8 protein-coding genes and 1 pseudogene are annotated in these 12,426 nt (G+C 73.3%); 5 read left to right on the top strand and 4 right to left on the bottom strand.

Going from position 1 to position 12,426, the window contains the following annotated elements:
• Nucleotides 1-57 precede the first annotated feature (57 nt).
• Nucleotides 58-2,529: an HAD-IC family P-type ATPase gene (locus IG90_RS0116735; protein WP_030584417.1), complete on the top strand. Its 2,472-nt coding sequence runs from the start codon at nt 58-60 to the stop codon at nt 2,527-2,529.
• A gap of 70 nt (nt 2,530-2,599) precedes the next feature.
• Here IG90_RS0116735 and IG90_RS0116730 read toward each other — a convergent pair whose 3' ends face one another.
• From IG90_RS0116730 to IG90_RS0116720, 3 genes are all read right to left on the bottom strand, one after another.
• Complete coding sequence (locus tag IG90_RS0116730; protein ID WP_030584414.1) at nt 2,600-3,466, bottom strand: DUF5707 domain-containing protein; 867 nt, start codon at nt 3,464-3,466, stop codon at nt 2,600-2,602.
• A 182-nt stretch (nt 3,467-3,648) separates the two neighbouring features.
• Nucleotides 3,649-6,861, bottom strand: coding sequence for a sacsin N-terminal ATP-binding-like domain-containing protein (locus IG90_RS0116725; protein WP_030584411.1), 3,213 nt, complete (start codon nt 6,859-6,861; stop codon nt 3,649-3,651).
• Nucleotides 6,862-7,021: 160 nt separating this feature from the next.
• Entirely contained in the window at nt 7,022-7,954 is a 933-nt protein-coding gene (locus IG90_RS0116720) for a DUF3027 domain-containing protein (RefSeq protein WP_030584409.1), read from the bottom strand.
• Between the two features lie 417 nt (nt 7,955-8,371).
• Between IG90_RS0116720 and IG90_RS0116715 the strand changes: the two genes are divergently transcribed.
• The 4 genes and pseudogenes from IG90_RS0116715 to IG90_RS0116700 form a co-directional block, all read left to right on the top strand.
• Nucleotides 8,372-9,808: an MFS transporter gene (locus IG90_RS0116715; RefSeq protein WP_030584406.1), complete on the top strand. Its 1,437-nt coding sequence runs from the start codon at nt 8,372-8,374 to the stop codon at nt 9,806-9,808.
• Nucleotides 9,809-9,835: 27 nt separating this feature from the next.
• A complete protein-coding gene (locus IG90_RS0116710) occupies nt 9,836-10,312 on the top strand; it encodes a hypothetical protein (protein ID WP_030584403.1) in 477 nt (158 codons plus the stop codon).
• A 60-nt stretch (nt 10,313-10,372) separates the two neighbouring features.
• Nucleotides 10,373-11,092, top strand: a complete 720-nt coding sequence (locus IG90_RS0116705; protein WP_030584400.1) for a futalosine hydrolase — start codon at nt 10,373-10,375, stop codon at nt 11,090-11,092.
• A pseudogene (locus tag IG90_RS0116700) lies at nt 11,082-11,855 on the top strand (1,4-dihydroxy-6-naphtoate synthase); the annotation flags it as partial. The gene IG90_RS0116705 and the pseudogene IG90_RS0116700, both read left to right, overlap by 11 nt.
• Nucleotides 11,856-11,991: 136 nt before the next feature.
• On the opposite strand, the gene IG90_RS46675 reads toward IG90_RS0116700, so the two are convergent.
• Nucleotides 11,992-12,375 (bottom strand): cold-shock protein, encoded by a 384-nt coding sequence (locus tag IG90_RS46675; protein WP_006126557.1) that lies wholly within the window; start codon nt 12,373-12,375, stop codon nt 11,992-11,994.
• Between the last annotated feature and the right edge of the window lie 51 nt (nt 12,376-12,426).

Here is a 12,426-nt window from a genome sequence, read left to right as displayed (position 1 = left end):
TCGGATCTTCGACCCTCCGGTGGCTGCTTCGGCGCGCACGCCCGTAACGTCGGACGCATGACGCAGCGGGCACTCGATTCCTCCGGGGAGCAGACCCCCGGACCCTCCCGGCCGGCCATGATCGACGCGGGGGCGGAACTCGATCCCGTGCACCCCATGGAGCCACCGCCACCGGCCCACCGACCGGACGGCCTGAGCACCGCCGAGGTCGCCGAACGGGTCGCGCGCGGCGAGGTCAACGACGTACCCGTACGGTCCTCGCGCTCGGTCACCGAGATCGTGCGGGCCAACGTCTTCACCCGGTTCAACCTGATCATCGGCGTGCTCTGGGTGATCATGCTGGTCGTCGCGCCGATCCAGGACAGTCTCTTCGGCTTCGTGATCGTCGCCAACACCGGCATCGGCATCATCCAGGAGTGGCGGGCCAAGAAGACCCTGGACAGCCTCGCGGTGATCGGCGAGGCCAAACCGACCGTGCGGCGCGACGGGGTCGCCGCCGAGATCTCCACCTCCGAGATCGTCCTCGGCGACCTGGTCGAACTGGGCCCCGGGGACAAGGTGGTCGTGGACGGCACGGTCGCCGAGGCCGACAGCCTGGAGATCGACGAGTCGCTGCTCACCGGGGAGGCCGACCCGGTGATCAAGCGGGCGGGCGACCCGGTGATGTCCGGCAGCTTCGTCGTCGCGGGCGGCGGCGCGTTCACCACGACCAAGGTGGGCCGCGAGGCGTACGCCGCGCAGCTCGCCGAGGAGGCGTTGCGCTTCACGCTCGTCCACTCGGAGCTGCGCAGCGGCATCAGCACGATCCTGAAGTACGTCACGTGGATGATGGTGCCGACGGCGATCGGGCTGATCATCAGCCAGCTCGTCGTGAAGGACAACAACTTCAAGGACTCCGTCGCCCGGACCGTGGGCGGCATCGTCCCGATGATCCCCGAGGGCCTGGTCCTGCTGACCTCCGTCGCCTTCGCCATCGGCGTCGTGCGCCTGGGCCGCAAGCAGTGCCTGGTGCAGGAGCTGCCCGCCATCGAGGGCCTCGCCCGGGTCGACGTGGTCTGCCTGGACAAGACGGGCACCCTCACCGAGGGCGGCATGGACGTCACGGAGGTCCGGCCGCTGAACGGGAGCGACGAGGCGCACGTCCAGCAGGTGCTGCGGACGCTGGGCGCCTCGGACCCCCGGCCCAACGCCAGCCTCCAGGCCATCATCGACGCGTATCCGGCGGGTGACGGGGCAGCCGCCTGGACGGTCACCGACGCGATGCCGTTCTCGTCGGCGCGCAAGTACAGCGGGGCGGCGTTCGAGGAGGCCGACGGGACGGCCTCCGCCTGGCTGCTCGGGGCCCCCGACGTCCTGCTGTCCGAGGACGACGCGACTCTCACCGAGATCGAGCACCTCAACGAACAGGGTCTGCGGGTGCTGCTGCTGGCCCGTGCGCAGGGTGAGCTGGACGCGCCCGGCGCGGCCGCCGGAGCCGCCCCCACCGCGCTGGTGGTCCTGGAGCAGCGGCTGCGTCCTGACGCGGGCGACACGCTCGCCTACTTCGCCGACCAGAACGTGGCCACCAAGGTCATCTCCGGCGACAACGCGGTCTCGGTCGGCGCGGTCGCCGGAAAGCTGGGCCTCGCGGGCGCGGAGAACACGCTGGACGCCCGCCGGCTGCCCGCCGACCCGGACGAGATGGCCACGGCCATGGAGCGCAACGCGGTCTTCGGGCGGGTCACCCCGCAGCAGAAGCGGGACATGGTGGCCGCCCTCCAGTCACGCGGCCACACGGTCGCGATGACCGGCGACGGCGTGAACGACGTCCTCGCCCTCAAGGACGCGGACATCGGCGTCTCGATGGGCTCGGGCTCGGAGGCGACGCGCGCGGTGGCGCAGATCGTGCTGCTGAACAACAGCTTCGCGACGCTGCCGTCGGTGGTCGCCGAGGGCCGCCGGGTGATCGGCAACATCACCCGGGTCGCCACGCTCTTCCTGACCAAGACGGTCTACTCGGTGCTGCTGGCGATCCTGGTGGTGTGCTTCCAGGTGGAGTACCCGTTCCTGCCGAGGCATCTGACCCTGCTGTCGACACTGACCATCGGCGTCCCCGCGTTCTTCCTGGCGCTCGCGCCCAACAAGGAGCGGGCCCAGCCCCACTTCGTACGCCGGGTGATGCGGTACGCGATCCCCTCGGGCGCCATCGCGGCGGCGGCCACCTTCGCGACGTACCTGGTGGCGCGGCACTACTACAGCGGCGAGGGCGCGCTGGAGGCCGAGACGAGCGCGGCGACGCTGACGCTGTTCCTGGTCTCCATGTGGGTCCTGGCGATCATCGCCCGCCCGTACACCTGGTGGCGCATCGGCCTGGTGGCGGCGATGGGGCTCGGTTTCCTGATCGTGCTCGTGGTGCCGTGGCTCCAGGACTTCTTCGCGCTGAGGCTGGTGGGCGCGCCGATGCCGTGGACGGCGGTCGGCATCGCGGTGGCGGCGGCCGCCCTGCTGGAGTTCACCTGGCGCTGGGTGGGGCGGCGCTTCGGGGCGTAGGACCCGGGAAACGGGGAAGCCCCCGGGAGGATGGTCATCCTCCCGGGGGCTTCCGGCTGTCCGGCTGCTGCTACTTCACGTCGACGAAGTCGCCGGCGGCCGAGACGGCCGGGGTGGTGGACGTACCGGCGAAGCTGTAACGCCAGTAGCCGTCGACCGAGGCCTTGACGGTGGTCTTCAGGGTGCCGGTGGAGCTCGTCGTGACGGTCTTGACCGTCGTGTAGCTCGTGGCGCCCTTCTTCCTGAACTGGAGCTTCACCGGCTGGTTGGTGTAGCCCTTGTACGTGCCGGTGTCCCAGTTGGCGCGCGTGAGCTTGCCGGTCACGGTGAGGGTGCCGCCCTTCTTCACCGGCTCCGGGGCGGCGTTCACGGTCAGCTTGGAGAAGCGCTGGAGCGATGTCTTGCCGGCCGTGTGGTTCTCGACGACCTCGCCGTCGTTGGCGAGGGCGGCCGCGCCGATCTTCCAGGAGCCGGCGTCCGAGTTGTACAGCATCGCCGGGTCGAAGGTGACGGTCATCTTGCAGGTGAGGGTGGTCGCGTTGACCGCCTTGCAGTCGTTCACGTCCTCGTTCTGGCTGATGCCGATGCTGTCCGGGTCGTCGACGGACGTGCCCTTCCAGACGTAGGCGTAGACGTCCGTGATACCGGAGTCGTCGGTGGCGGTGATCGACACGCTGTAGGTCTGCGGCGTCTTGGTACCCGCCACGGCGGGCTTGCCGCCGTTGAGGACGGCGTGGGTGATCAGCGCCGAGCCGCCCTGCGCGGTGGCACCGAACGAGCTTTTCGCCTTGCCGGACTCCGCCTTCGAGGGCTGGGAGGCCGAGAACGGGCGGGGCACCGACCACGAACGGTCGTCTTCGGCCTGCGCGGCCGGTACTGCGAGAGCGGAAAGGGCCAGGGCGCCGGAAACGGCGGCCACGGTGGCACGGATACGCATGTGTCCCCAAGTGGAGAAGGGGTCCCGGGGCGCGTTGGTGTCGTCAGCCCGGCGGGACCCGTCTGGTCCATGAGCCTCTTGGCTCACTGGAACAGACAGCCGAGCCCGGTGAACGGTTGTGCGACTCTGTGACTTTTATGTGAAGCCCCTGACTCACGGCGTGCCCCAGCCCCCACCGGCCCTCAGTCGAACCAGCGGTCCCGCGCCAGCTCCTCCGTACGCGACGGGTCCTCCAGCAGGGCCGCGACCTCGAAGCGCCGGGGCCACTGGCCCGCCGCCCAGGCGAGACCCGCCGCCACGCCCTCCAGGGTGGCGGCGTGGACGACCCCGTCCGGAGTGCGGCGCCAGTCCAGTTCGACGCCGCCCGCGCGGAGTTCGGGGTGCTCGACGTACGTGTCCGGGGCGCCGGGGCCGAGCAGGACGCGGACCGACTCCGGTACGCGGTGCTCCTCGCCCTCACTCGTCACGCCCGCCTCGATCGTCTCGCCGAGCCGCCGCACCTGGAGCAGGTCGGCCAACTCGGCGGCCCGGGAAGGCGCTACGGGCAGCAGGGGCAGGCCCTCCGTCAGCGGCAGCACATCGGGGGCGTCCGCGATCACGGCGTCCGCCGCGTCGACCACCGCCACCTCCCCGTCCACCACCGCGCGCAGTTCGTCCGGCAACGTCACCTGGTCCGGTTCCAGATCGGCGAGGGCCGTGTAGAGCGCGTGCAGCTGCACGGGGGTGACGGGGCGGTCCTCGTCGGCGAGCCGGCCCAGCAGCTCGGCCGCACCGCCCGGCTCGTCCAGGAGCGCGGCCACCGAGGTGCGCACCCCGAGGGCCCGCAGCACCTGGGTGTCGTCGAAGCCGGTCGCGTCCACCGCGTCGTACAGCCCGGCCAGCCGGGGGTCGCCGCCCGCCGCGCGCAGTCCGGCCGGGCGGCGGCCGTCCAGCACGGGGTGGTCGCGCAGCCACCATGCGGTGTACGGGCGCACGGACTGCGTCGTCCCGTCCGGCAGCAGCACCCGCACCGGCTGTGTCAGCGCGTCGCGCAGCGGCGGCCGGGCCAGCATGGCGAGCGCCTGCGGCCAGGCGTCGTCGTCGACCAGGTCGAGGTCCCGTACGGCGACGATCTCGGTGGCGACGGGCGGCACGGGGGTCTCGGGCAGCTGGTCGAGGAGGTCCTCGCACCAGACGTCGACGGCGTCCAGCAGTCCGGCGTCGTCGGGTTCGGCGAAGTCGCTGTCGCGGGGCTCCAGTTCGTCCGGGTCCAGGACGACGTCGGTGGCCCGTACGAGGGCGAAGGTGGCGAGCACCCCGCAGGCGGTGAGCGGCGCCTCGCCCCAGCGGTCGGCCAACTCCTGGTCGGCGAACGCGAGTTCCCCTTCCCGCATGACCTGTGCGAACGGGCTTCCGGGGAGGACCAGTTCACCGGCGGGGGCCGGTTCGCCGTCCTCGTCGGGGAGGGCGAGCGCCCCGAGCCACGGCTCGTCGCCGGGGGTCAGCTCGGCGTCGCGGACGAGGGTGAGCACGGTCTCGGCCAGCTCGTCGCCGTCGAGCGCGTCCTCGTCCCAGATCTCCCCCGCGTCCAGCGAACCGGCGACGGCCGCCCGCACCTGAGGAGTCGTCAGCACGGCCCGCGGCGTGGCGGGCAGGGCCCCGAGCTTCTCCAGCAGCGGGTGCGCGGCGTCCGGGTGGGCGACCTTCAGCCCGAGCCGGGAGAGCCGGGCGAGGACGGGGCCGGTGAGCCCGTCCGGAAGCGGCAGCAGGATCTGGCGGGGGCCGATCGCGGTGCGCGGCGGGCGGCCCGCCCGCTCGTCGTCCGGGTCGCCCGCGAGCGGGACCGGGAGGCCGGTGAGCCGGTCGGGATCGGTGCCCGCGAGGCTGTCGTAGAGCCGGTGCCACCAGGCGGGGTCGCGCTCCAGACCGGCCAGCCGGTCGATGGCCTCGGTCAGCGGGACGCGGGCGACCCCGAGGGTGCGCAGTTCGGTGCGGCGCTCCAGACCGGCGGGCAGCAGACAGGGCAGCACCTCGGCGAGCACCCGTACGGTCTCGGCCCCGACACCCTCGACGACCTCGGCCTCCACGGGCCGCAGGGCGGCGGTGTCCGGGGCGGGGTCTTCGGAGGCGTCGTCACGGTCCCAGTCGTCCGCCCAGCTCTGCTCGGCCTCGGGATCCCGGGGCGCGGCGGGCTCCAGGAACGCGACGCGCGGCAGCCGGGCGAGGATCGCGCCGCGCAGCGAACCGTCCAGCGCGCCCTTGCCGAGCTGGCCCGGCACCAGGTCGATGGTCCCGGTCGACACCGGCCGCCAGGCGCCCAGCAGCTCCGCGTACGCGTCGGCCGCCCGCTCCACCAGGAAGTCGGTCAGCGGCCCCGGCGCGGGGTGCCTGCGGGCGGTGTCCAGCGGGAGGGAGGCGATGAGCAGGGCGGGGATGCCGAGCGGTTCGTCGGTGGGCGTCGGCGCGTGCACGACCGGTGCCGTACGGGGGTGGAGCGGGGCGCCCGACTCGTCGACCGGGACCGCCCAGGTCACCGACCAGTGCGGACGCAGCCGCTCCTCGACCGGCCGGTCGGCGAGCAGGGCGGGCTCGACGGGGCCGTGGTGGAAGACGGTGCGCCAGCGGCCCCGTCCCCGCGCGGAGTCGTCGATGTGCGTGTACGGGCCGTGCACCGAACGGCTCAGGGTCCGCGTCCCGTCCGGGGTCTCGATGACGACCTCGTCCAGGCCGGGCAGCGTGAGCAGCAGCGCGTCGTCCACGGCGGCCAGCAGCCGGGCCACCAGGTCCTCGGCCGTGCCGTCGCGCAGCGGCAGCACGACGACGGTGTCGTACCCCTGGGGCGCGGAGCCCTCGGCGGGGAGCGGCAGCCGCAGCAGCGGTACGTGTCCGTCGCGGCGGCGCAGCTCGTCCCCGAGGCCGGGGGAGCCGACGGCCGCCGCCCGGGCCAGCTCGCGCGCCTCGGCCAGGGACCAGCGCACACCGCCGTGGCGGCCGAGCACCGCCGGCTCGTCGCTGACCGCGAGGACGGCGGCGAACCCGACGCCGAAGCGGCCCACCGCGGACTCGTGGCCCTCGCGCTTGGCGGAGGCCCGCAGGGTGCTCAGGGACTCCACGCCGGTGGCGTCGAGCGGCGCGCCGGTGTTCGCGGCGGCCAGCACGCAGCGGCCGTCCGGGTCGCCGGGGGCGGCGGGGTGCAGGGTGAGGCGGAGCCGGCCGGGGGTGCCGGCGCGGGCGGCGGCGTCGGCGGCGTTCTGGGCCAGCTCGACGACGAGGCGGTCGCGGTAGCCGCCGAGCGCGAGGTCCTCCTCGGCGTTGGCGTCCTCCCGGAACCGGGCGGGCCCGGACCCCCAGGCGTCGAGCACGCCGCGCCGCAGCCGTGCCGTCCCGAACGGATCGGCCCCCTCGGTCGCTTTCATGCTCACGCTCTCGACTCCGTCCGCTGGGTGGGAGACCGCGTATGCCTGTGCGGCCCAGTGTGCGCCCGAAGGTACCGTGCGAGCAGCCTCGGCCGTACCGGCGAGCCCGGCCGTCCCAGCCCGCCCGCACCCACGGCGACCGGCCGTCCCAGCGGTCGCCCTACGAGTGGCCCAGGTCCTCCGAAGCCCCGTCCGCCTCGTCCGGCACGGAGCCCCCGTCCCGCTCGGGCCGCAGCGAATACGCGTCCACCCGCATCGTGTCCATCGCATGCGGCGCAGGCTTCGGCGGCACCGGCATCACCGCGGCCTCCGAGTGCCCGCCGCAGCCGTACGCCAGCGACACCACATGGCCGTCCGCCGGACCGAACTCGTTCGCGCACACCCCGAAGGCCTGCTTCAGCGAGCCCGCCATCGGGATCAGGAACGCGCAGCTGACGCACGTCGCCGGGGCCGCCTGGGCCATCGGCGTCTTCGGGCCGAACGCCTCGTCCCAGCGGTCGGCCGCCGTGTACAGCCCGTACCGCGACAGCACCCGCGCCCGGCGCGTACCGAGCTCCTCCGCGACCGCGGCGATGGACCCACGGCTGGTCGCGGCCACCGGCCGGTCGGTCAGCTCGGCGTCCTCCGAGTCGACCAGCTCCGCCAGCTCATCGGAGACCACGGAGTTCGGCGGCGGCTCGTCCTCGCCGGTCCAGCCGGGCTCCAGGCGCAGGTCCTCCGCCTCGGTGGGCAGCAGGTCGCCGGGGCCCATGTCGCCGGGGCGCAGCCGCTCGCTCCACGGCACCCACTCCGGCGCCAGGAGTGCGTCGGCGCCCGGCAGCAGCACCGTCTCGTCCAGGGTGACGTTCTTCGCGCGGGAGGCCCGCGCCACCGTCACCGCCCAGCGCCAGCCCCGGTAGCCCGGCTCCTTGGCCTCGAAGTAGTGGGTGACGACCCGGTCCCCCTCGGAGACCACGCCGATGTGCTCACCGACCACACCGGGCGCGGCGGCCTCCTCGGCGGCCGCGCGGGCGAGGTCCACCGCCTGGGCACACAGGCGGTCGGGAACGGGGGTACGGGCCGTACGGCTTCGCGTCGTCGTCGCAGCACTCACAGGTCTTCGCTTCTCTCCATACGCCAGTCTCACGAGCGCGCCAGCTGCTGCACGATTGCCGTTTCGGCCAGACAAGTGCGGGCGGAGCGGACCTGAGGGCCGCGTCGACGTCCACACCCGTTGTGCCTGCCTCGGGCGCGCCTTCTGCCACCCATTCTGCGGGATCGCCGAGAGGCGCGCGGCCAAGAACAACCGCCGGTGGCGCGTTACGCACGCTACCCTCTCCGCCGCTCTGCGCCCACCTGCCCGTCCCAAACGTGCCGTATCCGTTCCCGCGGGTTTACCGCGCCGATGCCGATCGGACGGCGGTGGCGGCAGGCCCCGGACGGTTCCGGCGCGCTCGTCCGACAGGGCGTCACACGCGCGTCCGCGGCCGATCCCCGTTCATACCGGCCAGGGTTGGGGCACTATGACGGGGTGACTGCCGCCAGGTCGCACGACGGTCCCGGCCCGCTCCGCAGGGTGGGACGGGCGACGGGCCATGCCCTGCGCGCCCCGTTCACCGGCGCGGCGCGCGGTATCCGCAAGGCGACGCACGCCCACGGCGCGGGGGAATCCGGCCTCGGCAAACTCATCGAGCTGCACGCGGTGAACGGCGCGGGCGACGTCATGATCACGGTCGCGCTCGCCTCCACGGTCTTCTTCTCGGTGCCGACGGACGAGGCACGGGGCCGGGTGGCCCTCTACCTCGCCATCACCATGGCCCCCTTCACCCTGCTCGCCCCGGTGATCGGCCCGCTCCTGGACCGCCTGCCGCACGGCCGCCGCGCCGCGATGGCGGGCGCGATGCTGGCCCGTGCGCTGCTGGCGATCACCATGTCGGGCGCTGTCGCCACGGGGGGTCTGGAGCTGTATCCGGCCGCACTGGGCGTCCTGGTCTCCTCGAAGGCGTACGGCGTGGTGCGCAGCGCCGTCGTGCCACGCCTGCTGCCACCGAACTTCTCCCTGGTGAAGGCCAATTCCCGGGTCACCCTGGCCGGGCTGCTGGCCACCGGCGTGGCGGCCCCGATCGGGGCCGGCCTCCAGACCGTCGGCTCCGCCTGGCCGCTCTACGGCGCCTGCGCGATCTTCGTCGCGGGCACCTTCCTGGCCTTCACCCTGCCGCACAAGGTCGACTCCGCGAAGGGGGAGCGCCGGGCGCGGCTGATCGTCCCGCACCACGAGGAGGACGTCCCGCGCCCCGCCGCCGGCAACGGCAGCACCCGGGCCGACCTCCGCAGGCGCGGCAACGGGGGGAAACCGGCCAAGGAGCGGCCACCGGGCCTGCGGTCCGTCGGCCCGTCCGTCCTGCACGGGCTCCAGGCCAACGCCGCGCACCGGGCCCTCTCCGGCTTCCTCATCTTCTTCCTGGCGTTCCTGCTGCGCGAGCACCCGCTGGCCGGGCAGAGCGCGGCGGTCTCGCTCGGCATCGTCGGCGTGGCGGCGGGCGTCGGCAACGCCTGCGGTACGGCAGTGGGGTCCTGGCTCCGGGCGCGCGGGCCCGAGGTGATCATCGCGACGGTGCTCGGGCTCGCGCTGAGCATGGCGGTGCTCGCCGCGGTGTTCTTCTCCACCGTGCTGGTCGCCGCGCTGGGCGCGGTCGCCGGCTTCACCCAGGCCCTCTCCAAGCTGTCGCTCGACGCGATGATCCAGCGGGACGTGCCCGAGGAGGTCCGCACCTCCGCGTTCGCCCGGTCCGAGACGTTGCTCCAGATGGCGTGGGTGGTCGGCGGCGGCATCGGCATCGCCCTGCCGCTCAACGCGGCGCTCGGCATGTCGGTCGCCGCGGGCATTCTCGCGCTCGGCGCGGCCACGTCCGTACGGGGCCTCCTGGGGGCCGCGCGGCGCGGCACGCCGCACCCCCGCGTGGCATGAGCGGAGGCGACCGATAGCCTTCGGCCCATGACCGTTGCGTTCTTCTCCGGTAAGGGCCGTCGATTCGGCGTCGCTCTTGGTGCCGTGTCCGCGGGACTCCTTGTCCTGTCCGCCTGCGACAAGCCGACGCCGCTCGCCACCGTGACGGTCGGCAGTGACTCGGTGAACACCGAGGCCGCCTGCTACAACGACGGCGATGCGATCAAGGAGTCCCTGATCCAGGGCTGCCTCAACAAGAAGGCCGACAAGACCATCAAGGTCTCCATGGACGAGCAGGTCCGCTTCGGCGTCGACCCCGAGATCGCCGAGAACGGCTGGACGCTCTTCATCAACGGCCAGCAGGCCGAGCAGGAGCCGTTCGAGAAGACCTACCGGACGATCCCCGGCAACGCCTTCTTCGCCAGCCAGACGGGCAAGCCGGCCGAGAAGACGAACGTCTCCATCGTGGAGACCAAGGGCAAGAAGCTCACGGGCATCTGGCAGTTCGAGTTCAAGAAGGACTGACCCGCCGCCCGAAGAGCGCCCCTCGCTCCCTCCCCCGTCCTCGACCCTGAGGCTGTACCCGTGCGTGTGCTGGTCGTGACCGCTGTCCCGGTGGAACGGGACGCGGTCACGCGTGCGTTCGGGGGCGCCCCGGAGTCCGTGGCGCTGCCGGGGGCCGAGGTGCACCGCTGCGGGGCGTTCGACGTCCTGGCGGGCGGCGCGGGCCCGGCCGCCGCCGCCGCGGCCACCGCCTTCGCCCTCGCGTCCGAATCACGCCCGCCGGGCGCACCGGCCTCCGGCCCGTACGGTCTCGTCGTCTCGGCCGGCATCGGCGGCGCGTTCACCCCGCTGACCCCGCTCGGCTCGCTGGTCGTGGCGAGCGGCATCGTCGCCGCCGACCTGGGCGCCGAGACCCGCGACGGTTTCCTGCCCGTCACCGCGCTCGGCTTCGGCCGGGACCGCTTCACCCCGCCGCCCGCGCTCGTCCGGGACGTGGCGGCCGCCGCGGGCGCCGCCGCCGGCCCCGTCCTCACCGTCTCCACCGTGACCGGGACCGCCGAACGCGCCGCCGGCCTGCTCGCCGCGCACCCGGGGGCGCTGGCCGAGGCGATGGAGGGTTTCGGGGTCGCGGAGGCCGCCGCCCGGGCCGGTGTGCCCGTGCTGGAACTGCGGGCCGTCTCCAACGCCGTCGGCCCCCGCGACCGGGACGCCTGGCGCATCGGCGACGCGCTGGCGGCGCTCACCGACGCGTTCGGGAAGACGGCCCCCGTACTGGAAGGCTGGAACCGGCATGACCACTGAAGCGAACCCGGGCCCGATCGAGATCGCCTTCTCGCCCTGCCCCAACGACACCTTCGTCTTCGACGCCTGGGCGCACGGCAGGGTCCCCGGCGCGCCCGCGTTGGACGTGACCTTCGCCGACATCGACATCACCAACGGCATGGCCGAGCGGGGTGAACTGGACGTCCTGAAGGTGTCCTACGCCGTTCTGCCGTGGGTCCTCGACGACTACGCGCTGCTGCCGTGCGGCGGGGCGCTGGGCCGGGGCTGCGGGCCGCTGGTCCTCACCAGGGAACCAGGCCTCGACCTGACCGGCCGCACCGTCGCCGTGCCGAGCGAGCGCTCGACGGCGTACCTGCTGTTCCGGCTCTGGGCGGCGGAGCTGGTCCCGGGCGGCGTCGGCGAGGTCGTCGTGATGCCGTTCGACGAGATCATGCCCGCCGTACGGGACGGCAAGGTCGACGCCGGCCTGGTCATCCACGAGGCCCGCTTCACGTACCGGAACTTCGGCCTGCACAACCTCGCCGACATGGGCCGCCACTGGGAGGACACCACGGGCCTCCCGATCCCCCTCGGCGCGATCATCGCCAAGCGCTCCCTCGGCGAGGAGACCCTGCGACGCCTGGCCGACACGATCCGCAGCTCGGTCCGGCTGGCCTGGGACCACCCGGAGGTCTCCCGGCCGTACGTCCAGGAGCACGCCCAGGAGATGGACCCGGCCGTCGCGGACCAGCACATCGGCCTGTACGTGAACGAGTTCACCGCCGACCTCGGCGAGGACGGCTGCGATCGCAAGGCGGAGGGTCGCCCCGATACCGGATGTATCGGGGTGATCCCGACAACGCGGCGAGCGTGCGTGCCAGGCGTCGCCGAGCAGGCGGGACTTTCGAAACACGCCCTAGCCTCCCCGAACGGCCGGGTCAGACGTCGAGCTGGTCGGCGACCGCCCTCAGCAGGCCCGCGATCTTCGCGCCGGCGGCCTTGTCGGGGTAGCGGCCCCGCTCCAGCTGCGGCGTGATGTTCTCCAGGACCGTCGTCAGGTCCTGCACGATCGACGCCAGCTCGTCCGGCTTGCGGCGCTGGGCGGCCGCGACGGACGGGGTGGGGTCGAGGACCACCACGGAAAGGGCCTGGTCGCCGCGCTGGCCCGCGACCACGCCGAATTCCACGCGCTGGCCGGGCTTGAGTGCGTCGACTCCGGCAGGCAGTACCGACGAGTGGACGAAGACGTCGCCGCCGTCGTCGCGGGAGAGAAAGCCGAAGCCCTTCTCGCTGTTGAACCACTTGACTTTGCCGGTGGGCACGTCTGTCCTCGTCCTCGTACTCGTCGGTGTGCGGAAGAGCCGGGATACGGC

The organism is Streptomyces anulatus, from assembly GCF_000721175.1.
GTDB classification, from domain to species: Bacteria; Actinomycetota; Actinomycetes; order Streptomycetales; family Streptomycetaceae; genus Streptomyces; species Streptomyces anulatus_C.
The sequence above is the reverse complement of the archived record's forward strand: the minus strand, read 5'-3'. Positions and strand labels throughout refer to the sequence as shown.